Annotated in this window: 28 protein-coding genes; 18 read left to right on the top strand and 10 right to left on the bottom strand. The window is 63.3% G+C overall.

Annotation, left to right across the window (positions count from 1 at the left end; translation table 11 throughout):
• The first annotated feature begins 103 nt into the window (after positions 1-103).
• The 6 genes from NKH93_RS17585 (at position 104) to NKH93_RS17560 (ending at position 2,581) form a co-directional block, all read left to right on the top strand.
• Complete coding sequence (locus NKH93_RS17585; RefSeq protein WP_023716560.1) at positions 104-427, top strand: ArsR/SmtB family transcription factor; 324 nt, start codon at positions 104-106, stop codon at positions 425-427.
• On the top strand, positions 424-834 hold the full coding sequence (locus tag NKH93_RS17580) for an SRPBCC family protein (RefSeq protein WP_352473443.1): 411 nt from the start codon (positions 424-426) through the stop codon (positions 832-834). Before NKH93_RS17585 ends, NKH93_RS17580 begins: the two co-directional genes overlap by 4 nt.
• Positions 835-905: 71 nt before the next feature.
• Positions 906-1,298: a VOC family protein gene (locus NKH93_RS17575; protein WP_352502145.1), complete on the top strand. Its 393-nt coding sequence runs from the start codon at positions 906-908 to the stop codon at positions 1,296-1,298.
• An 87-nt stretch (positions 1,299-1,385) separates the two neighbouring features.
• Positions 1,386-1,616 carry a hypothetical protein gene (locus tag NKH93_RS17570; RefSeq protein ID WP_352547400.1) on the top strand — a complete coding sequence of 77 codons (231 nt, stop codon included), beginning with the start codon at positions 1,386-1,388 and terminating at the stop codon, positions 1,614-1,616.
• A gap of 4 nt (positions 1,617-1,620) precedes the next feature.
• A complete protein-coding gene (locus tag NKH93_RS17565) occupies positions 1,621-2,091 on the top strand; it encodes a DUF1801 domain-containing protein (protein ID WP_352971147.1) in 471 nt (156 codons plus the stop codon).
• Between the two features lie 109 nt (positions 2,092-2,200).
• Positions 2,201-2,581, top strand: coding sequence for a DUF1801 domain-containing protein (locus NKH93_RS17560; protein ID WP_352612052.1), 381 nt, complete (start codon positions 2,201-2,203; stop codon positions 2,579-2,581).
• On the opposite strand, the gene NKH93_RS17555 is transcribed toward NKH93_RS17560, so the two are convergent.
• Complete coding sequence (locus NKH93_RS17555) at positions 2,582-3,490, bottom strand: dihydrodipicolinate synthase family protein (RefSeq protein ID WP_352971145.1); 909 nt, start codon at positions 3,488-3,490, stop codon at positions 2,582-2,584. It lies immediately after the preceding gene.
• Positions 3,491-3,755: 265 nt separating this feature from the next.
• Between NKH93_RS17555 and NKH93_RS17550 the strand changes: the two genes are divergently transcribed.
• The 6 genes from NKH93_RS17550 (at position 3,756) to NKH93_RS17525 (ending at position 9,502) form a co-directional block, all read left to right on the top strand.
• Positions 3,756-4,853: a Gfo/Idh/MocA family protein gene (locus tag NKH93_RS17550; protein WP_352971143.1), complete on the top strand. Its 1,098-nt coding sequence runs from the start codon at positions 3,756-3,758 to the stop codon at positions 4,851-4,853.
• An 11-nt stretch (positions 4,854-4,864) separates the two neighbouring features.
• Positions 4,865-5,524 (top strand): ThuA domain-containing protein, encoded by a 660-nt coding sequence (locus NKH93_RS17545; protein ID WP_352971141.1) that lies wholly within the window; start codon positions 4,865-4,867, stop codon positions 5,522-5,524.
• Between the two features lie 154 nt (positions 5,525-5,678).
• Positions 5,679-6,878: a mannonate dehydratase gene (uxuA, locus tag NKH93_RS17540; RefSeq protein ID WP_352971139.1), complete on the top strand. Its 1,200-nt coding sequence runs from the start codon at positions 5,679-5,681 to the stop codon at positions 6,876-6,878.
• Positions 6,875-7,789 (top strand): PfkB family carbohydrate kinase, encoded by a 915-nt coding sequence (locus NKH93_RS17535; protein ID WP_352971137.1) that lies wholly within the window; start codon positions 6,875-6,877, stop codon positions 7,787-7,789. Before uxuA ends, NKH93_RS17535 begins: the two co-directional genes overlap by 4 nt.
• Positions 7,790-7,887: 98 nt before the next feature.
• Positions 7,888-8,670, top strand: a complete 783-nt coding sequence (locus tag NKH93_RS17530) for an SDR family NAD(P)-dependent oxidoreductase (RefSeq protein ID WP_352451506.1) — start codon at positions 7,888-7,890, stop codon at positions 8,668-8,670.
• Positions 8,671-8,740: 70 nt separating this feature from the next.
• Complete coding sequence (locus NKH93_RS17525; RefSeq protein WP_352768239.1) at positions 8,741-9,502, top strand: GntR family transcriptional regulator; 762 nt, start codon at positions 8,741-8,743, stop codon at positions 9,500-9,502.
• Here NKH93_RS17525 and NKH93_RS17520 read toward each other — a convergent pair.
• A complete protein-coding gene (locus NKH93_RS17520; RefSeq protein ID WP_352768241.1) occupies positions 9,488-9,676 on the bottom strand; it encodes a hypothetical protein in 189 nt (62 codons plus the stop codon). The genes NKH93_RS17525 and NKH93_RS17520 overlap by 15 nt on opposite strands.
• A gap of 142 nt (positions 9,677-9,818) precedes the next feature.
• Positions 9,819-10,034 carry a DUF2934 domain-containing protein gene (locus NKH93_RS17515; protein ID WP_352768244.1) on the bottom strand — a complete coding sequence of 72 codons (216 nt, stop codon included), beginning with the start codon at positions 10,032-10,034 and terminating at the stop codon, positions 9,819-9,821.
• Between the two features lie 219 nt (positions 10,035-10,253).
• Between NKH93_RS17515 and NKH93_RS17510 the strand changes: the two genes are divergently transcribed.
• The 6 genes from NKH93_RS17510 to NKH93_RS17485 are packed head-to-tail and all read left to right on the top strand — an operon-like array spanning position 10,254 to position 14,363.
• On the top strand, positions 10,254-10,652 hold the full coding sequence (locus NKH93_RS17510) for a hypothetical protein (RefSeq protein ID WP_352768247.1): 399 nt from the start codon (positions 10,254-10,256) through the stop codon (positions 10,650-10,652).
• Positions 10,649-11,869 carry an NRAMP family divalent metal transporter gene (locus NKH93_RS17505; RefSeq protein WP_352502156.1) on the top strand — a complete coding sequence of 407 codons (1,221 nt, stop codon included), beginning with the start codon at positions 10,649-10,651 and terminating at the stop codon, positions 11,867-11,869. Before NKH93_RS17510 ends, NKH93_RS17505 begins: the two co-directional genes overlap by 4 nt.
• Positions 11,869-12,231 (top strand): hypothetical protein, encoded by a 363-nt coding sequence (locus tag NKH93_RS17500; protein WP_352768253.1) that lies wholly within the window; start codon positions 11,869-11,871, stop codon positions 12,229-12,231. The genes NKH93_RS17505 and NKH93_RS17500 overlap by 1 nt, the downstream gene beginning before the upstream one ends.
• Positions 12,231-12,569 carry a hypothetical protein gene (locus NKH93_RS17495; RefSeq protein ID WP_352971134.1) on the top strand — a complete coding sequence of 113 codons (339 nt, stop codon included), beginning with the start codon at positions 12,231-12,233 and terminating at the stop codon, positions 12,567-12,569. Before NKH93_RS17500 ends, NKH93_RS17495 begins: the two co-directional genes overlap by 1 nt.
• Positions 12,570-12,603: 34 nt before the next feature.
• Positions 12,604-13,890: an SDR family oxidoreductase gene (locus NKH93_RS17490; RefSeq protein WP_352971132.1), complete on the top strand. Its 1,287-nt coding sequence runs from the start codon at positions 12,604-12,606 to the stop codon at positions 13,888-13,890.
• Positions 13,890-14,363 (top strand): DUF2269 family protein, encoded by a 474-nt coding sequence (locus NKH93_RS17485; RefSeq protein ID WP_352971130.1) that lies wholly within the window; start codon positions 13,890-13,892, stop codon positions 14,361-14,363. Before NKH93_RS17490 ends, NKH93_RS17485 begins: the two co-directional genes overlap by 1 nt.
• Before the next feature lie 39 nt (positions 14,364-14,402).
• On the opposite strand, the gene NKH93_RS17480 is transcribed toward NKH93_RS17485, so the two are convergent.
• Genes NKH93_RS17480 through NKH93_RS17450 form a run of 7 tightly spaced genes read right to left on the bottom strand, consistent with a single transcriptional unit; the run spans position 14,403 to position 20,298 of the window.
• A complete protein-coding gene (locus NKH93_RS17480; protein WP_352768260.1) occupies positions 14,403-14,972 on the bottom strand; it encodes a c-type cytochrome in 570 nt (189 codons plus the stop codon).
• The gene (locus NKH93_RS17475; RefSeq protein ID WP_352971128.1) at positions 14,953-15,837 is read right to left on the bottom strand and encodes a cytochrome c oxidase assembly protein; all 885 of its coding nucleotides are present in this window, start codon (positions 15,835-15,837) and stop codon (positions 14,953-14,955) included. Before NKH93_RS17475 ends, NKH93_RS17480 begins: the two co-directional genes overlap by 20 nt.
• A complete protein-coding gene (locus tag NKH93_RS17470; protein ID WP_352971125.1) occupies positions 15,834-16,175 on the bottom strand; it encodes a hypothetical protein in 342 nt (113 codons plus the stop codon). Before NKH93_RS17470 ends, NKH93_RS17475 begins: the two co-directional genes overlap by 4 nt.
• Before the next feature lies 1 nt (position 16,176).
• Complete coding sequence (locus NKH93_RS17465; protein ID WP_352971123.1) at positions 16,177-16,782, bottom strand: cytochrome c oxidase subunit 3; 606 nt, start codon at positions 16,780-16,782, stop codon at positions 16,177-16,179.
• Entirely contained in the window at positions 16,779-18,755 is a 1,977-nt protein-coding gene (gene ctaD, locus NKH93_RS17460) for a cytochrome c oxidase subunit I (protein WP_352971121.1), read from the bottom strand. Before ctaD ends, NKH93_RS17465 begins: the two co-directional genes overlap by 4 nt.
• Positions 18,752-19,768: a cytochrome c oxidase subunit II gene (gene coxB, locus NKH93_RS17455; RefSeq protein ID WP_352971119.1), complete on the bottom strand. Its 1,017-nt coding sequence runs from the start codon at positions 19,766-19,768 to the stop codon at positions 18,752-18,754. The genes ctaD and coxB overlap by 4 nt, the downstream gene beginning before the upstream one ends.
• Complete coding sequence (locus NKH93_RS17450; RefSeq protein WP_352818897.1) at positions 19,765-20,298, bottom strand: c-type cytochrome; 534 nt, start codon at positions 20,296-20,298, stop codon at positions 19,765-19,767. The genes coxB and NKH93_RS17450 overlap by 4 nt, the downstream gene beginning before the upstream one ends.
• Between the last annotated feature and the right edge of the window lies 1 nt (position 20,299).

The raw sequence follows: 20,299 nt of genomic DNA, 5'->3' as shown, positions 1-20,299 counted from the left end.
GCGAAGCAGGTGACCTGCAACGAGAATTATGCCGCTTCCCGCTTGACTCACACATATCCCGGCGGTTATACATCGATCAATAGCCGAAGAGTTATCGATCCCAATGCCAAACGCTCACGATGTACTCTTCAGAACGCTTGCCGATCCGACTCGGCGCGCTATTTTTGAGCGGCTGTGTCGCGAAGGAGAGCAGACGGTCGGGGCTCTGACGGCTCAGGCCGGAATTTCGCAACCGGCCGTGTCAAAACATCTCGGCGTTTTGAGGCAGGCCGGGCTCGTGCGCGACCGCCATGCAGGGCGACAGACCCATTATAGCGCGCAGCTTGCTGCGCTTGCCCCCCTGATCGACTGGACAAGCCAGATGACCGGGTTCTGGCAGAGCCGGTTCGACGACCTCGAAGACCTGCTCAAAAGGATGGACCAGTGAACCGAACGTCGACCGAAACGCTCTCCGTCGTTGTCGAACGGGAAATCGCTTATCCGCCCGAGAAGATCTGGCGCGCGCTCACGCAACCACACTTGATCGAGGAGTGGCTCATGAAAAATGACTTCAAACCTGTCGCGGACCACCGTTTCAATCTTCACGCAGACTGGGGCGCTGTCGAATGTCAGGTGCAGACGGTCGAGCCGAACAGAACACTGACTTACACGTGGGATACCAAGGATCTCAAGAGTGTCGTCTCCTGGACCCTCACCCCCACGAGCACCGGAGCCCGCTTGCGCATGGAACAGTCGGGCTTCCGGCCGGATCAGCAGCCTTACTTCCGGGGTGCCAAAGTCGGCTGGCCGAGGTTCTTTGACGATCTGGAGCAGGTTCTGGCGCGGACGGACTGAGATCCGCTGGGCTATCCAGGCAAGGGCTCTGTTACAGAGCGACATCACGAGGCGATAATGGAGGCAAGCCAATGAAGATCAAGTTGGCCAAAGTATACGTGGACGACCAGGAAAAGGCACTGGGCTTTTACACCGAAACGCTCGGCTTTACCAAGAAGGCCGATTTCAGCAATGGGCCGTTTCGCTGGCTGACCGTCGCATCACCCGACGAGCCGGATAGTGCCGAGCTGCAACTCGCGCTCAATGACAACCCCGCTGCAAAGACCTACCAGCAAGCCATTTTCCAGCAGGGCCAGCCCGCGGTCATGTTCTTCACCGATAACGTCAAGGGCGACTACGAGCGCATCAAAGCGCGCGGCGCCGAGTTCACGATGCCGCCGACCGAAGTAACCGGCTCGACCATCGCCCAGCTGAACGACAACTGCGGCAATCTCGTTCAAATCACCCAACTGGCGCGCTGGTAAAGCATGCGTTCAGTGGCGTGGCTGCCCGGCGGGAGTCGCCAAACGGGCTGCCCGATCCGCTTCGGTTCGTCTTCAGAGGAGGTCTCAATGGATTGGAACAAATGGGTTCGGCAGATCCACCGCTGGCTGTCGATCATCTTTGCGGCGGTCGTCGCCGCCATCTTCATCAGCCTGGGAGTAGGCAAGGAACCCGCCTACTGGGTATACCTCTTGCCGCTGTTTCCACTCGGCTTGCTCCTGCTTACCGGACTGTACATGTTCGTGCTGCCTTACGCTCCCAAGTGGCGCAACGCAGGGGGCACCGGCGCATTGGAGTGACCGCATGGCCAACAAGACGTCCATCAAGTCAGCGGCGGTCGCGAAGAAGCCCGCCGCCAAGCCTGCAACCGCCAAGCCGGTCCTCCTCGCAGGCGGCAACCCGCAGATCCCGAAGGGTGATGGTGACGCTCCTGTGCAGGCCTACATCGCGGCCATGCCGGGCTGGAAACGCGACGTCGGCCGCCGCCTCGACGCACTCATCGAACGCAACGTTCCCAACCTGCGCAAGGCCGTCAAATGGAACTCGCCCTTCTATGGCGTAGAGGGTCAAGGCTGGTTCCTCAACTTCCATTGCTTCACAAAGTACATCAAGCTGGCTTTCTTCCGCGGCACGTCGCTGCATCCTTTCCCTCCAGGCGAGTCCAAGCACAAGGACGTGCGCTACCTCGACATCCGCGAGGACGACCAGCTCGACGAAGCTCAACTCACCGACTGGGTAAAGCAAGCCAGCCAGTTGCCTGGCGAGCGAATGTGAGTGGAATGCCAGTCATTCCCGCAAACCCGGTGCCGACTAGCGGTATTCATGTGACGGGCGAGCGGCAACAACCCTAGGGAAAGCGACAATGGTGATGAAGAGTGGCTCTATGGAAGGAAATGCAGAGAGCTCCCCCTCGCAGCTGATAGATGCGAGGATCAGTGAGCTGGGCGATTGGCGAGGCAAGACGCTTTCCCATGTCCGCGCTCTCGTCAAGCAGGCTGACCCGGAAGTGGTCGAGGAGTGGAAGTGGCGAGGCGTTCCGGTGTGGTCGCACGCCGGAATAATCTGCACCGGCGAGACCTACAAGAACGTCGTGAAGGTGACCTTCGCAAAGGGCGCCGCCCTGCAGGATCCTTCAGGCCTGTTCAACTCCAGCCTCGAAGGCAACACCAGGCGCGCCATCGATATCCGTGAGGGCGAAGACATAGATGAGAATGCGTTCAAGGCGCTGATACGCGCCGCCGCCGCCCTGAACACGGCCCGATAGTCAGCTCCGGCCGATATGGTCGGCTAGCGGGCCGAGAGCGGCGAGCAAAGCTTCGCCGGTGGCTTGCGTCGCGTTCTCATGCGGTGCGCGCAGGTTCAGCCAGCGTCTGTCGCCGGACCGTACCGCCAGCACTGCCTTCATCGCGGAGATGAGGCCGGCGTCCTGGATGATTTTGCGGAACGCCTTGATGGCGGCATCCGCGTCAGTAATGTCCTCTCCCGCCAGCGCTGCGTCGTAGAGGGCCCGGATCGCTGCGGCATTCAGATTGACCGTCGCCGAGATGCACCCTGCAGCACCGTTGGCGAGGCCTTTCGTCAGCTGTGCTTCCGAGCTCGGGAACACCGCGACCCCTGGAGCTGCCGCAATGACCGCCGCGGTGTTGTTCCAATCGCCGGCGCTGTCCTTGTAAGCCACCACGACATCCGGAAACGCTTGGCTCAAGCGGGCGGTCAGCGCCGGGCTCACCGGTACGCCGGAATTCTGCGGGATGTGGTAGAGGATCATCCTCATCGCCGGGTTCGCCACCCGTTCGATCAGCTCGCCATAGTAGCGGACCTGTCCGTTGTCGCCGGCGGCCGTATAGAAGAACGACGGCAGCACCATCACCCCGGCACAGCCGAGCCCGACGGCATGCGCCGTCAGCTCGACGGTCTCGGCAAGTGCCGTGACACCGGTGCCGGGCATCAGATGGCTTGGCGAAATGCCGGCCTCGACCAGCCACTCCAGCGCTTGCATGCGCTCGCGCAACGAGACGGACAACGCCTCGCCCGTGGTGCCGAACGGCGACAGGAAATGCGCTCCCTGATCCAGCACCCACTTGGCGTGTGATATCCAGAGGTCGCGGGCAATGCGGCCGTCGTTTTCGAACGGCGTCAGGATCGGTGCGATGGTTCCTTGTGGGCGGATCATGTGCGTCCTTCTACCGGTGAAAATCTGTGCTGTGCTCAAAGCCGGCATCAAAAATGTCGAGCAAGCTACATGAAGCAATGTTGCTGAGTACCGGCCGTTCGACCTCGAAAGCAAGCGGCTCGCGCATAGGCGCGCGATTGTGATCGGGCGGCGGTTCTGAGGCTCTCGAGGTATATCCTTGTCACGGGATAACCTCGTCCGGCCGAAAGGGGGGTGACAAACGAGTTCTGCTGTTTCATCAATGCCGCCTTTTGAGGAGAAGCCCATGCGGAGGATCGGCGTCGGCATTATCGGCTGCGGCAACATTTCGGATGCCTATCTGAAGGCATCGCCACAATTCCCGGTGCTCGACATTGTCGGCGTCGCCGACATCAACCGGGCGGCAGCCGAGGCGAAAGCAGCGACCTACGGCCTGGCTGCCATGCCGGTCGACGCGCTGTTGGCCGATCCGCGCGTCGAGATCGTGCTCAACCTGACGACGCCGCAGCATCATGTGCCGGTCGGCCTGCAGGCTGTCGGGCAACGCAAGCACGTCTATTCCGAGAAGCCGCTGGCAACGACGCTCAGCGACGCCGAGCGGCTGGTCGCGGCCGCGCGCGAAAAGGGCGTGCGCGTCGGCTGTGCACCCGACACCTTTCTTGGCGGCTCCCACCAAACGGCGCGGCGGCTGGTCGATAAGGATACGGTCGGGACCATTGTCGCCGGCTCTGCCTTCATGCAGGTGCCCGGCCACGAGCTCTGGCATCCCAATCCGGATTTCTACTATCAGCCCGGCGGCGGGCCGATGCTCGACATGGGACCGTACTACCTGACCTGCCTGGTCAATCTCCTGGGTCCGGTAAAATCCGTGACCGGGCAGGCGAAGTCATCCTACGCCACCCGCACCATCGGTTCTGGACCGCGCCAGGGCGAGACCATCCGGGTCGAGGTGCCGACCCATATTTCCGGCCTGCTCGCATTCGAGAATGGCGCCGCGGTCTCGATCACCACCAGCTTCGACGTCTGGAAGCATGAACACAATCACATCGAACTTTACGGAACCACGGGCTCGATGATCGTCTCCGATCCCAACCAGTTCCAGGGCGACATCAGGACCAGCCAGCGCAAGGGCGACTGGACGGTGGCCGATCAGATCCATTCCTATGGCGACGGCAATTACCGGGGCCTCGGCCTTGCCGACATGGCGCAGGCGATCGTCTCGGGCAGGCAACACCGCGCCAGTCTCGACCTTTCCCTCCATGTCCTGGAAATCATGGAATCGATCATCTCTTCAGCAGACGTAGGGCAGCGTATCGATCTCAGATATGGCTGCGCCCGGCCGGCGCCGATGCGCGCCGATCTGCCTTTCGGAATTCTGGAATAGGGAACAATGCGATGAGCAAGACGGCACTGATTTTCTGGGGCGGCTGGGAAGGTCACACCCCGGCTCGAAGCGCCGAAATCGTCAAGGAGATGCTGGCCGGCAACGGCTTCGACGTGCAGCTGGAGCAGGGGACTTCGGCGCTTGCCGATCCGCAGCTGAGCAAGCTCGATCTCATCGTCCCGGTGATCACGATGTCGACGATCGAAAAGCCGGAGCTGCAAAACCTGACCAGCGCCGTCGGGGCCGGCACCGGCCTTGCGGGCTTTCACGGCACGATGTGCGACAGCTTCCGCAACGAGCCGGAATACCAGTTCATGACCGGCGGCCAGTGGGTCGCCCATCCCGGCAACATCATCGACTATCACGTCGATATCACCAGGCCAGACGATCCGGTCATGCAGGGCATCGACGGCTTCGCCTACCGTTCAGAGCAGTATTACATGCATGTCGATCCGACCAACGAGGTGCTGGCGACGACTACTTTCACCGGCGAGCATCTCGATTTCATCGCCGGCGTCGTCATGCCGGTCGTCTGGAAGCGCCGCTACGGCAAGGGCCGCGTCTTCTACAGCGCGCTCGGCCACACCGCCGACGAGTTCGCCGTGCCGCAAATGCGCACGATGTTCGAACGCGGCACGATTTGGGCCAGCCGAAACTCGGACCTTGCATAGCCGTTCAATCTGAACGCCACGTACAGTTGTAATCTCTCATAGGGGGCGGCCCGAACGCAGACACAGGCACTGGGCTGCGGCAAGCAATTGACTGCCATGGTAGTATCCAATACATCAGCGGTCCTCATCGAGAAATTCCGCAGCTGGAGGTCGAATGGAGCAGACGTGGCGATGGTTTGGGCCGAGCGACGCGGCAACGCTTGCCCATGCCAGGCAGGCCGGCGCGACCGGCATCGTGACGGCACTGCACGACATCCCTTACGGCGAAGTCTGGCCGATCGACGCTATTAGGCAGCGCCAGGCGCTTATCGAGGCGGATCCGGCGATGGGCCTGAAATGGAGCGTCGTCGAGAGTGTGCCCGTGCACGAGGACATCAAGCTCGGCCGCGGCGATCTCGACCGGCTCTACGACAATTTCAGGCAGACCTTACGCAATCTCGGCGCCTGCGGTGTGCGCACGGTCTGCTACAACTTCATGCTGATCCTCGACTGGACCCGGACCGACCTGGCTGCGCCGCTGCCGGGCGGCGGACGGGCGCTCCGCATGAACATGCACGAGCTTGCCGCGTTCGATTGCTACATGCTGCAGCGCAAGGGCTCGGAGCGCGACTATGCGCTCGATGTTCTCCAGCGGGCGAGCGAATGGTTCGAGACGACGCCGGATACGTCAAAAGAACGTCTGCTCGCCAACATCATGGCCGGCCTGCCGGGCGCCTTCAAGCGCTACGACATAGCAGAATTGCGCGAAGTGGTGGCCGAGCAGTCGGGCCTGTCGCACGACCGGCTGCGCGAGAACCTCGTCCGTTTTCTCGAAAACGTGCTGCCGGCGGCCGAAGAGGCGGGCGTCACGTTGGCGATCCACCCGGACGATCCGCCGCGCGATCTCGTCGGCCTGTGCCGGATCGTCAAGAACGCCGACGACATCGCCCTTATCCTGGACGCCGTGCCATCGGCCCATAGCGGCCTCACCTTGTGCACCGGGTCGCTGGGCGCCAACCCGGCCAATGACGTGCCCGCAATCGCCAGGCGCTTTGCGCACAAGATAAAGTTCGTGCATCTGCGCAATGTCAGCATGGACCCGGACGGCTCGTTCATGGAATCCGAGCATCTGAGCGGCGATGTCGACATGGTCTCGGTGGTCTCGATCTTGCTCGACGAGCAGCAACGCCGCCGCGATGCCGGTGAACCGGCGGCGCTGCTGCCGTTTCGCCCGGATCATGGCCACGAGCTGATTGATGACGCCGCGCGGCGCACCCATCCCGGCTACCCCGTGATCGGCCGTCTTCGCGGCCTTGCCGAATTGAGAGGCGTGATGACAGCGATTGCCCATCAGCGCGGCTACCGGCTGCGATGACGGCGCCCCGCCTGCTCTGCGTCGGCGCGCTCACCTACGACACGATCTTGCGCCTCGATGTCCTGCCCTCCGGCGCCGGCAAGTTCCTGCCGAGCGAGGCTATACAGATCGCGGCCGGGATGGCGGCAAGCGCCGCCGCGTCAGCCAGCCGCCAGGGCGGGCAGGTCTGGCTATGGGCAAGCGTCGGCGACGATGCTGTCGGCCGCGATGTCATCGGCCAGATGGAGGCGGAGCGGGTCGACTGTTCGCTGGTGCGCAGGGTTGAAGGTGGCCGCTCGGCCATTGCCACGATCCTGGTCGATGCCGCCGGCGAACGCATGATCGTGCCCTTCTACGATGCCGTCACGCAAGCCGATCCTGACCGTCTTCCGCCCGCGGATTTTTCCCGCTTCGACGTCGTGCTGGTTGATGTCCGCTGGCCTGGAGCCGCGGCCCTGGCGCTGGCGAAGGCTCGCGAGTGCGGCATCCCGGCGATCCTTGACGCCGATGTCGCGTCGCGACCGGAGCTCGACCGGCTGCTGCCGCTCGCCTCGCATGTCGTTGCTTCGCTGCCGGCGGCACGCATCCTTTGCGGTCCGGAGATATCCGCTGGTTCCGCCGTCGCCATTCTCGGCCAACGGACCGGCGCCTTCGTGGCGGTCACCGATGGCGCGAACGGCACCGTGTTCCAGCACCCGGGCGGCAATGATGTCCGTCATCTGCCGTCGCCGCGGGTCGAAGCCGTCGACACCCTGGCGGCGGGCGACGTGTTTCACGGCACCTTCGCTCTAGGCCTGGCCGAAGGTTGGGACGAAGAGCGGGCGATAGCAGTGGCCAGCGCCGCCGCCGCGCTAAAGTGCCTGCGCTTTGGCGGACGGCTCGGCGCACCGACGCGCGCGGAAACGCTGGCTTTCATGCAAGGATCGACATGACGCCGAACACGCTTGGGCCGGTTCGGCAAAGAAGGCACGTCAAGTGGCGCCGATCGACTACCATGGTAGTCACTGCGCAACTGTTCGAGGGAGAATAAATGGCTGAGTTCAAAAAACGCGCACTGGTCACGGGAGCGGCCATGGGCATCGGCCGTGCTGTCGCCGAAAGACTGGCCGGGCAAGGCGTCGACCTGATTCTGTTCGACCGGGCGGGCGATCAGCTGGATGACGTCGCGGCGCAGCTTTCGGCGCGCGGCGTGACCGTGCACACCGTGCTTGGCTCGACCGCCGACACTGAAGCCTGTGGCCGCGCCGTCGAGCTTGCCCGGTCCGCGTTCGGCGGGCTCGACATGCTCTCCCACAATGCCGGCATCCAGCGTTACGGAACGGTGGAGACCACGGACGAGGCGCTTTGGGACGAGGTGATGAACGTCAACCTCAAGGCTGCCTACCTGCTCTCCCGCGCGGCGATGCCGCTGCTGCGGCAAAGCCGCGGCGCCATCGTCCATATGAGCTCGGTGCAGGGTCTGGCCAGCCAGGAAGGGGTTCTGGCCTACAGCACGGCCAAGCACGGCCTGATCGGGCTGGTCAAATCGATGGCCGTCGATTATGCGCCGCTCGGTGTGCGCGTCAATGCCGTCGCTCCGGGCGCGGTCGACACGCCGATGCTGCGGGATGCGGTCAAGCTCAACGATAAGCCCGACGAGATCCTGCGCATCCTCGACAACATGCATCCGCTCGGCCGTACCGCCCAGCCGCAAGAGATTGCCGCAGTCGTCGCCTTCCTGCTGTCCGACGATGCCTCCTTCGTCACCGGCGAGGTCGTACGCGTCGATGGCGGCCTGCTGGCGCGCATCGGCGGTTCTCCGCGCAAGGAATAACGTCGGCGCTGCTGCTTGCGCAGGCATTTCATGAACGGCTTGAAGCTGCAGAGCCTATAAGGGGTCGCCGATGGCACGGCTTTTGGGAACGCGGACCATCACCGAGGGGCGGCTCGACGAAACCGCCCCCGGCGCTTCAGTCGCGGCTAGGACGTTCGAGGTTTTGCTCGACCAGATCCTGACCTTCCGCCTGAAGCCGCACGAGCTGATTTCTGAAAAGGCGATGTCGGAAGCCCTCGGCGTGAGCCGCACGCCGGTCAGGGAGGCGCTCGCCCGGTTGGCCGGTCTTGGCTTGATCGACATTTATCCGCAGCGCGGCAGCATGGTGGCGCCGCTCCGAATTGCCGATCTCGAAAAATCGCAGTTTCTGCGCGAAGCGCTCGAAGTCGGCCTGATCAAGCGCGCGGTCGAGAGCCCGCGCCGTGCCGACCTGCTTGCCGTGCTCAAAGGCGAACTGGCCGTCCAGGAGACGTTCGCCTCCATCGCGGACGACAGGCGCTTCTTCAAGTCGGACGAGCTGTTCCACCAGCACATCGCCAGTCATGCCGGGTTTCCCGGAATCTGGGCCGACATCAGCGCGGCGAAGCTGCACATGGACCGCTTCCGCTTCCTGTCTTTTCCGCGCCTCGACAGCATGTCGGTGGTCCTCGGCCAGCATCGGCGGATTGTCGATGCGCTTGAGCAGGCCGACGCGTTTGCGGCGGAAGAGGCGATGCGAACGCATCTTCGCCGCATCTTCGAGGTGCTCGAAATCGTCCAGGAGCGCTATCCCTATTATTTCGAGGCAAACGGCAGTGTGAGCCCGCTTTCGGCCGGCTCAATCCAAGCCTGAGCCTTTCTTGCGCGCTTCCGAAGGTGTCTTGGTCTTGCTGCCGGATTTGTCGGGAGCTGGCTCGGCTTTGCGATCTTGACCCTCGCCGCCTTGCTCGTTGCGGAGCTGCTTTTCCACTATCGATCGCGATCCTTCCGCCGGGTCTTGTTCAGGATGAGTATCGGTTCCCGTCATGTCGGCTCCTATCCATTTTGATCAATTGCGTGCGGCGTGGGCTGACCTCCGCCGCCGGTTCTGTCGCGCCCGATCATAAGCCAGGCGGCGAACAGCACGACCAGTACGACCACGATCCAGGCGACGAAACGAGGCATCGGCCTCATGTCCCTCGCCGCCGCTTGCTGCCGCGTGCCTCCGGATCGGAGCCGGCCTCGACCGTTGGATCGGGCACGACCGGGCCGCGTTCGGCCTCGGAACCCTCAGCTTCGATCTCCTGCACGGCCTGATCCCAGTGCTCGCGCTCGCGTCCTTGCGGACGGCCTTCGCGCTCCCAGATCTCGTGGGCTCGCTGCTTGATACGCTCTTCCCTGTCCATGGCCTTTGCCTCCTCATCCCCTAATCCGGCGATCGCTGGTTTGTTCCGCGGTGCCAGCGCCGTTCATCACGGTTCAGTTGACCTGATCACCCAGCGCTCTAGATCAAACTTCGCGCCGAAGTCGCTTGGTGCGGGGAGAACAATCGTGTGGCAGCAACGCTACAAGCACGTATTGTAAATGCCGTTACAGCCGTCGGTCCTCGACCAGACCGCCTGTGCTTGCTGCTGGTAATATTTGTACTGACGGCATGCTCGCCTTCCGGCCAGGTCGAGCAGCAGTCGAAAACCGCGGCTTCCGCCGCACAGACCGCATCGCTGGTCCTGGAGAGCTGGATCGCTGGGGGAGCCCCGTCGGAATACACGTCGCGCACTTTGCAATCGGCCGGCAAGGCGCTCGCCGATGCCGGTGCGCAAATCCAGTCCGGCAAGTCGCCTGAGCCCGGCGGGCAAGCCGGTCTGACGATCGCGGTTGGACGGCTTTCGGCAGCGGTAATTCGCGCGGCCACGGCCGTGCAGAACGGCAACCGCTCGGAAGTGGAACACGCACAGCAGGATCTGCGGGCCGCCGCCGCCGACCTGAGCACGTCCTACGCGAAATATTTCGCGCCGAAATCATGAAGAAGCTGCTCGAAATATCGCTCGGCGTCGTCACCAGCGTTGGCGGCTTTCTTGAGGTCGGATCAATGGCGACCGCCGCTCAGGCCGGCGCGGCGTTCAGGTTTCAGCTGATATGGGCCGTCGTCCTGGGCACGATCTGCATCATCTTCCTGGTCGAAATGGCCGGACGCTTCGCCGCAGTTAGTCATCACACCATCGCCGACGGGATCCGGGAACGGTTTGGCTTCAACGCCTTTCTGTGGCCGTTGCTCGCCACTTTGCTGGTTAACTTCTTGGTCATGGCAGCCGAAATCGGCGGTGTTGCCATTGCGCTCGAGCTCGCCACCGGCATCGGCTTTCAGTGGTGGGCGCTGCCGGTCGCTTTTCTGGCATGGCTGTTCCTTTGGAAAGGCACGTTCGGACTCATCGAAAAAGGCGTCGCGATCCTCGGGCTGGTCACGCTGTGCTTCGTGGTTGGCGCCGTCATGCTGAAGCCCGATTGGGGGCAGGTCGCGGCCGGGGCCGTGCCAACACTGCCGGATCACGACGCGGCCAACTACTGGTTCATGGCGGTCAGCATTCTTGGTGCGTCGATCTCGCCCTATCTGTTCATGTTCTATTCGTCGGGAGCGATCGAGGACGAGTGGGACAAGAGCTATCTCGGAGCCAATCGGGCGATTGCCGGCCTGGGCATGAGTTTTGGCGGCACAATCGCTATGGGTGTGCTGATTGTGGCGGCGCTCGTTCTGGCAGCACACGGCATAGTGCAGGTCGACGACTACCACCAACTGCCGCTGATGCTGATCCAGATCTTCGGTTTCTGGGGATTTGTCCTGTTCGTTGCGTCACTAGGCATTGCCTGTTTCGGCGCCGCGCTCGAAATCGGCCTGCAGCAAGCCTACCTTGTGGCGCAGGGTTTCGGCTGGACCTGGGGCGAGAACCTGAAACCGCGCGACGACCCGGGCTTCAGCGCCGTGTATACGGTCTCGCTGTTTCTCGCCGCCATTCCGATCGCACTGGGTCTCGATCCGCTGAAGCTCACCATCTTCTCCATGGCGCTGACGGCCGCCAGCCTGCCGCTAACCGTGGTGCCGTTCCTCTTCCTGCTGAACGACGAGCGTTATGTCGGCGAGCACCGCAATGGCATGATAGCGAATGCCGCGGTCATCTTCATCATCGCGCTCGGTTTCGTGCTCGCGATCGTGACCATTCCTTTGCAGATATTCGGAGGCACGTGATGGATTTGCTGCGCGACATCCTGGACAAGCAAGTGGTCGACCGCGAGCAGGTCAAGATCGGCAAGGTTGACGGGCTGGTGGCCGAACTCAGGCCAGGCAAGCCGCCAAAAATCATTGCGGTCGAGCTCGGCTCGATCACGCTGGCGCGCCGGCTTGGCCAGCGGCCCGGGCGCTGGATGGCGCGGCTTGCGGCAAGGCTCGGCGGCAAGCGCCATGCCGAGCCGCACCGCATCGCCTGGAACAAGGTGCGCGACATCGGCGTCGACATCGAGTTCGATATCGACGTCCGCGAAACGGCGATTTTCGACTGGCAGGACTGGCTGCGCGACCGTGTCATTGGGCGTATCCCGGGAGCTGGATGATGGCTACTATCAATCTCGAGCAATTGGCTGGCAGGAATGTGCTTTCGCAGCGCGGCAAAAGCATCGGTCATATCGAGGAGATACGCGCAGAATCGGATGGCGACGACCTGGTGATTGCCGAGTACTATGTCGGCATCTACGCGGCCTTCGAGCGTCTGTCCGCTTCGGCCATCGGCATTGCGGTCCTCAATGTCTTTCGACTGCGCAGTCGCGACAGCATGTACCGCATCCCTTGGGACAAGCTCGACATCTCCGATCCGGCGCGGCCGCGGTTGTTATGCACGACGGAAGAACTTTCCGGTATGAAGGGGAGTATCGAGGGCGATAAACCGGAATGAACGATACTTTCCCGCCGTCGGAGAATGGGGTCCAGTGAAAGTCCTGGTTACCGGCGCCACCGGCCTGATCGGTGCCTCCGTTGTGGCACGCCTTCTTTCCGAAGGACATGAGGTGATCGGATTGGTCCGCAGCCCCGGCGCAAACCGGACCGGCAATTATCAATTGCTGGTGCTGGACATGGCGGTGGCGCTGCAGCCCGAAGACTGGCTACCGCATCTCAGGGGCATAGACGCCGTCGTCAATTGTGCCGGCGTTCTGCAGGATAGCCCTCGTGAAAAGACGCGCGAAGTCCATCGCGAGGCGGCGGCAGCACTCTTCCTCGCCTGTGCGCGGGCAGGGGTTACCCGGGTGATCCACTTCTCGGCAATCGGCGTCGATCGGGCGCAGCCTTCGGCATTCTCGGCGACGAAGCTGGCTGGCGACCAAGCGCTTATGGCGCTTGATCTGGATTGGGTGATCCTGCGCCCGTCCGTGGTGCTCGGCCGGCCGGTGTTTGGGGCCAGCGCATTGTTTAGGGGTCTCGCCTCGCTGCCGGTGCTGCCGTCCATGCCCGGCACCGGCCGGCTCCAGGTGGTGCAGCTCGACGACGTGGTCTCAACCGTCGTCTTCCTTCTCGATCCCGCCAGTCCGTCTCGCATCGTGCTGGAACTTGTCGGTCCCGAACAGCTGAGCATGGACGAGGTCGTCGGCAGCTATCGCCGATGGCTCGGCTGGGCTCCTGCAGCCAGGTTTGTCTTGCCGGCGGTTGTTGCAAGGCTTCTCTACCGCCTCGGCGACCTTGCCGCGATGTTCGGCTGGCGTCCACCGATGCGCACCAACGCGGCCAGAGAGATTGCCCGAGGAGCGGTTGGAGATCCCTCGGACTGGACCGCCACGACCGGCATACGCCCGCAAACCCTGGCGGGCTTCCTCGCGCTCAATCCGGCAACGGTGCAGGAAAAATGGTTTGCCCGGCTGTATTTCATCAAGCCTGCGATCTTCGTCGTCCTGCCCTTCTTCTGGATCGTGACGGGTATTGTGTCGCTGACCACCGGCTATAACGGTGGCATCGAGCTGATGCAAAGCACTGGGGGTGGCATCTTGTCGGCGCCGACGGTGATAGCCGGTGCTCTTGCCGACATCGCCGTCGGCGCGCTCCTAGCCTGGCGGCCGGCGGCGCGAAAAGGCCTCTATGGCGGCATCGCGCTCTCGCTCTTCTACCTGGTCGTCGGAAGCTTCCTGAGCCCCGAGCTGTGGAACGACCCGCTTGGGCCGTTCCTCAAGGTGTTGCCGATCCTGGTGCTGCACTTTGTGGCCTTGGCAGTGCTGGAGGAGCGTTGATGCTCTATTTCCTGCTGAGATTTCTGCATGTCATCGGCGCATCCGTGCTGCTTGGTACCGGCGCCGGTATCGCTTTCTTCATGCTGCTCGCCCACAGGACCGGCAATGCCGCGACGATTGCGGCGGTGGCGCGTATCGTCGTCGTCGCCGACTTCCTTTTCACCGCGACGGCCGTGGTCGCGCAGCCTTTGACCGGAGCCGCGCTCGCCTGGCAGGCAGGCTACTCGCTGTCGGAGGGCTGGATCGTACTTTCGATCGCGCTCTATATCTTCACCGGAATGTTCTGGCTCCCGGTCGTCTGGATGCAAATGGAGATGCGCAAGCTGGCATCGCAAGCCGCCGCTGCAGGCGCGCCGTTGCCGCCGCGCTATCATCGGCTCTTCCGGCTGTGGTTCGCCTTCGGCTTCCCCGCCTTCGCTGCGGTACTCGGGATTTTCTGGCTAATGATCTCTCGGCCTGCGATCGACTGGTGAAGACAGGCCGCGTGCAGCTGCCGGGATGAGCGATGACATTCATTTCAGCGAATAGAGATAGGCCGCGATATCCCGCGCCTCCTGCTCGGAAATTCTGGTCGAAGGCATTGCCGTGTGCGGATTGACCTCCCTTGCGGCGCGTATCCAACGGACCATATTTCGCGGGTTGTTGGACAATACGCCGCCGATATAGATCCGGGTGGCCAAGCTGGCGTCGAGGCGTGGACCAACCAACCCTTGTGCGCTGGGAACGCCGGTGATCGTGTGGCATCCGGCACAGCCATTGGCCATGATGATTGGTATGGCGCGGGCGCCAACACCGCCGGTTGCATTGTCGGCCTTCTGCTCCACTCGACGGCTTTGCTCGAAGTACAACGCGATCCCGGCCAGGGCTGCAACAAGCACGACAATTGCCGCGGCGCCGAGGATGGGTCCGGACGGAGTGAAGCGCGATGTTGCGCGCACGCCGATGCTGCCAGGGGCATTGTCCGTCTTATGCGCGACCCTGGTGAGGCGCTCCGGCCACAACGTCAGCGCCGCCCAAGCTGCGGCCAGCACGGCAATTGCCGTCCCGGCACCAATGACCAGCTTAGACAGCCTGGAGCGCATGCGACGCCTCCCATCTTCTCTGTCCACTTGAGCGAATCCACAGACCGGCCAGCAGCAACGCGGCTCCGCCATAAATCAGGCCGGCCGGAACCCACATCACCAAGCCGGCGAGCTGCTGGTCCTCGAGCGGGCTAAGGCCCCACAATTCCGCGCCGGCTGCGTTTACCGGGTACCACAGCCTTGGCGAGACCAGCAGCAGCACCCCGAGCAGGCCGGTGTGCAGCGAGGTGAAAAAGAGGTGCATCACTGCGCTGCCGTAGGCTTGTTCGCCGCCTGAACGCGGCAGCAGCACCCACCAGAACAGCAGCCCCGTACCGAAGAAGCTGGCATGTTGCGCATAATGCAGGACACCCTGTGCAAGCGCCGCCTCGAACAGCGCCGGAACGTGCCACGCCCATATCGCGACGCCGTGCAGGAAGGTCGCGGCTAGAGGACGGCTGACAGCGGCCCAAACGGCTCGAAGCACCTTCGCCTGCCCGGCTGCGCCAAATGCCAGCCGCAGCTTGATCGGCAATGCCCACATCATCGCCGCCGCTGGACGGGAGGCGACCAGCAGGGGTGCCGCCACCGCCATCAACAGCTCGTGCTCGATCATGTGGGCGGTGAAAACGCGCTCACCGAATTCGTGGAGCGGGCTGACCAGTGCTGCCGCCAAAATGGCCCAGCCGGTCGCAAACAGCAGGGCTTGCCGCAACCGCAACGGGCGGCTGCGGGCACTCCGCCGCCACAGCCGAAAGGCGCCTGCCGCGTAAAGCAGTGCGACCATGGTTAGCGGCAGCGTGATCGGCAACGCCAGCGTCAAGCCGGCCCGCGGGGCGCCGGCACCGTAGCAGATCGAGGTCGAGAAGAGCGCGTCGAAGCTCATCGTAGGCAGCCGTCAACAATGAGCGAAGCCGCGCCTTGCATGACGATTACCAGCGCAAACAGCACCGCGCTGAGAATGCCGATATTGGCGACGAAATCCTCGGTGCCGCGCGTACGATCCGGTTTAAAGGCGGCGCCACCTTGCTGTCGCGCCCGCCACGAAAGCACGCCGCCGAGCAAGGCCAGCACTGTCAGCACCAGCGCAATGACCGGTATGACGGGAATGCCGTGGGCGCACTGCCACTCCACGAACGCATAATTCAGTTGCGTCGACACCGCCCAGGCCAAAGGCCCGGACAACAGCCCGCCCCATGATGTGCCCAAGCGAAGCGCACGCATCTCAGTCAAGCCTCGGCATCCAGTAGATCAACAGATAGATCGGAATCCAGGTCGCGACCACGAAATCCCAGTAGAAGACGTTGTCGCCAACGTCCCCGAAACGCCGGCCGCTATAGCCATGGCGCGTGAACATCAGGACCGTCAGCACCAGCGTGTCGCCGACGTCGGTAATCAGGTGCGTTGTGTGAAGGCCGAGCAGGACCCACAGCATCGAGCCGTACGCATTGGTATCCCAATAAATGTTGAGGGCCGGAAATTCGAACCAACGCACGACAAGCGGTGCGATACCGAGCAGCGACATGACGATCAGGCCGATGCGCACGGGCACCATGGCACAGGCTTCGGCGTAGCTGTTCAGTATGTGATTGGGCACCACGCTGGCGAGCAGCAACAGCGTGACGATGGTGCCCGGCCAATGGTTGGGCGGCGGCACGCCCAATGGCCATTTGGGCGACAGATAGGCGAGGTAAAGATAGGTGCCTGCGGCGAGCGCGAAGCCGGTGCCCTCCAGCGCCATGAAGGCGAGAGTGCCCCACCAGGTCGGGCTGCGCGGTCCGATCCCGAAGGTCGGGAGTTTGGAAAGATCGGCGACAGGATGCTGTTTCATTCCTCATCCTCCGGATCGCCTTTCGGCCAGAACCAACCGATCAAAGTGATGGCGATCGGCCCGGCTCCCCAGACCACCGCCCACGGGCTGAAGATCGAATAGAGAAAGGTGGCGCCGACGGCGAGCGCGGCGAACAATGGCCAGATCGACGGCGTCGCCGACTTCTCGCGCACATCTGGATGCGCCTCTGCCACGGTCGAAATGACAAGTTCGCGCGCGTCGACGCGAAGCCCGGTCGCGACAGGCAGCGTGTCACGTTCGGCCCAGAGCAGCTCGGCGTGGGTAACCACCGGGATCCGAGCGAAATTATAGCTCGGCGGTGGAGAGCTCGTCGCCCATTCCAGCGTGCCGGCATTCCAGGGATTGTCCCCGGCCGGGGCGCCCCTCGAGGCGCTGTACACCAGGTTTATAGTGAACAGAACGAAGCTTAGGAACAGGATGACCGCGCCGGCTGTGATGAACAGGTTGATGTTGCCCCAGCCGAGTTCCACCGGATAGGTGTAGACCCGCCGCGGCATGCCCCACAGGCCGACAATGTGCATCGGAAAGAACGCCGCATTGAAGCCCAGGAAGGCAAGCCAGAAGTGCCAGCGTCCGAGACGTTCGCTCATCATCCGGCCGGTGATCTTGGGGAACCAGAAATAGGTCGCGCCGAGCAGCGGGAACACCGACCCGCCGATCAGCACGTAATGGAAATGCGCGACCACGAAATAGGTGTCGTGCACTTGCAGGTCCAATGGCACCGACGCCAGCATCACCCCAGTCAGGCCGCCCGCGACGAACGTGAAGAAGAAGCCGAACATGAACAGCAGCGGCGTCCTGATTATCGGGCGTCCGTCCCACAATGTCGCCAGCCAGCAGAAGATCTGCAGCCCGTTCGGGATGGCGATCAGCATGCTCGAGGCGGTGAAGAAGCTCGCGCCGAGCTTGGGCAGACCGGTTGCGAACATGTGGTGAACCCACAGGCCGAACGACAGAAAGCCGACTGCGATCAAGGCCAGTACCATGCCCAGATAGCCGAATACCGGACGCCGGGCGAAAGCGGCGATGATCGAGGACACCATGCCGGTAGCCGGCAGGAATATGATGTAGACTTCGGGGTGGCCGAAGAACCAGAACAGGTGCTGGAACAGCAATACGTCGCCGCCCTCGGCGGGATTGAAGATATGGGTGCCGACCAGCCGGTCGAGGATCAGGAACGTCGACGTGATCATGACCGCCGGCATGGCGAACACGATGACGAAGGAGGTGACCAGCATCGCCCAGACATAGAGCGGAATCTTGTCCAGCGACATGCCCGGCGCACGCTGCTTCAGCACGGTGACGATGGTGGCAACCGCGACCGCCAACGACGACACTTCGGTATAGGTGATCATCTGCGCCCACACGTCGGAACGCTTGCCTGGCCCGAATTCAGGACCGGACAGCGGCACGTAGGAGAACCAGCCGACGTCGGGCGCCATGTCAAGTGCAAACGACACCCAGGCGAAGAGGCCACCGGAGAGATAAATCCAGAAGCTGAATGCATTGAGGCGCGGAAAGGCGATGTTGCGGGTGCCGACCATCAGCGGCACGAGATAGATGCCGGTCGCCTGAACGATCGGCACCGCAAACAGGAACATCATCGTCACGCCATGCATGGTGAACAGCTGGTTGTAGCGGTCCGGCCCGATCAGCCCGCGCTCCGGCCCCGACAGTTGGATGCGCATGGCAACGGCGCTGAGGCCACCGAAGCACAGGAAGGCGAAAGCGGTAATCAGGTAGCGCCGCGCGACAATCTTGTGGTCGACGCTCGAGAGCGCACCGATGATGCCCGGCGCCGTCTGCCATGTCCGCGCCAGCCAGCGGTCAAGGCTGGAGTCGTCGAGGCCGGTGTCGCGAGGACCGTCGCGCTCGGGGGCCAGGTCTCCTTTGCTGGCCGCTGCTCGCTCGCCGGCGAGCCGACGCTCACGGGCCACGTCGGCGCTGCTCATTTCAGGCCCTCGAGATAGGCGACGATCGCATTCAGTTCGTCCCCGTCCAGTCGCACCACCGGCATGTGGGCGCCTGGCTTGATCCCCTGCGGATTGGCTATCCAGGCTGCGAGATTGCCGCGGCTCATTGTCAGCGTGCCGGCAGCGAGCGTTTGCCGGCTTGCGATATGCGTGAGGTTTGGGGCGACCGTGCCGCCGGCGATGGTGCCGCCGATCTTGTGGCACATCACGCAGGGCCGTTTGAGGAACAGGTCGTGGCCGGTTTTGGCCTCGGCCGACACGGGGGCGGCCGCCGGCCGCAGCTGATCGTTCAGCCAGGCATCGAAGACGGGCCGAGGTTCGGCGATGATGAAGGTGCTCATATTGGCATGCTGCGCGCCGCAGAACTCGGCGCACTGGCCGCGATAGACGCCGGGCTTGTCAGCCTTCAGATCGAGAACGTTCTCGTGGCCTGGAATGAGGTCCAGCTTGCCCGAGAGGTTCGGCACCCAGAAGGAATGGATGACGTCGGTCGAGGTCACTACAAGCCGCACCGGCTCGCCCGCTGGAATGTGGATTTCATTGGCGGTCGTCAGGATGCGCTTTGGCTGATCGTTTTCGTAGCGCACCTCCCACCACCATTGATGCCCGGTCACCCGGATCGTCAGCGCCGCATCCGAGCCAATGGCGGCGAGCGTCCGGTTAGCGAAGTAGCTCAGCAGCGTCAGGCCGACCAGGATCAGGGCGGTAGCGGCGAGTGCGGCGACGACAATTCGCATCTTGCTGCGCTCGGCGGCAGCGTCGAGGACAAGCGGATCGCCGACCGGCAGCGGGCGCCGGGTCAATGGCACGATCAGCACGGCCATCACCAGAAGCCAGACCACCGTGCAGAGTGCTGTAAAGAACCAGATCAGCCATGCGAGCTCGTTCGCGGCCGGGCCCTTTGGGTCGAGCGCGGATTGCCAGCCGCTGCATCCTGCGAGGACCAGGATGCAGGCCGTGCACCCGCACACCGTCCAGACACCGCGGCTCACGGCGACTTCCCCAGCGTCGTGGCGTCCGGCAGGCGATTCTCGGATGGATGGGGCATCATGTCGTCGTCGCGGCCCGGCGCGGCGGAGGACGGTGCGTTGCCGCTAAGCGCCCGGACGAAGGCGGCAAGCTCCCAGATCTGGTCATCCGGGATCGTGTCGCGGAAGCTCGGCATGCCGTTGGGCCGGCCGTCCCTGATCGTGGCGTGGATGCTTTCGATCGAGCTGCCATAGAGCCACTTCTGGTCCATGAGCGCCGGGCCCATGCCGCCGCCGCCATTGGCATGGCAGCCGGAACAGTTGAACCAGTTGAACAGACGCTTGCCCTCGCTGAGGTGGAAGGCGTTGGCCTCGAACACGCCGGCCTTGCTGTCGGACGAGGTCGGCCGTTGGCCGCCCGGCTCGAGGGCAGTCACGGCTGCCGGTTGATCGCCCGAGCCGAACGCCGACTGTGGACGCGTGTCGCGTTCCTCACGCTGGCACCCGGAAACCGCGAGGATCGCGAACACCAGCAAGGGAAGACCGCGCTTCATT

Origin of the sequence: Mesorhizobium sp. M0954, assembly GCF_040319155.1 — a bacterium.
Taxonomy (GTDB): Bacteria; Pseudomonadota; Alphaproteobacteria; order Rhizobiales; family Rhizobiaceae; genus Mesorhizobium.
Note: the sequence above shows the minus strand (reverse complement) of the source record. Positions and strands in the feature narration are given on the sequence as shown.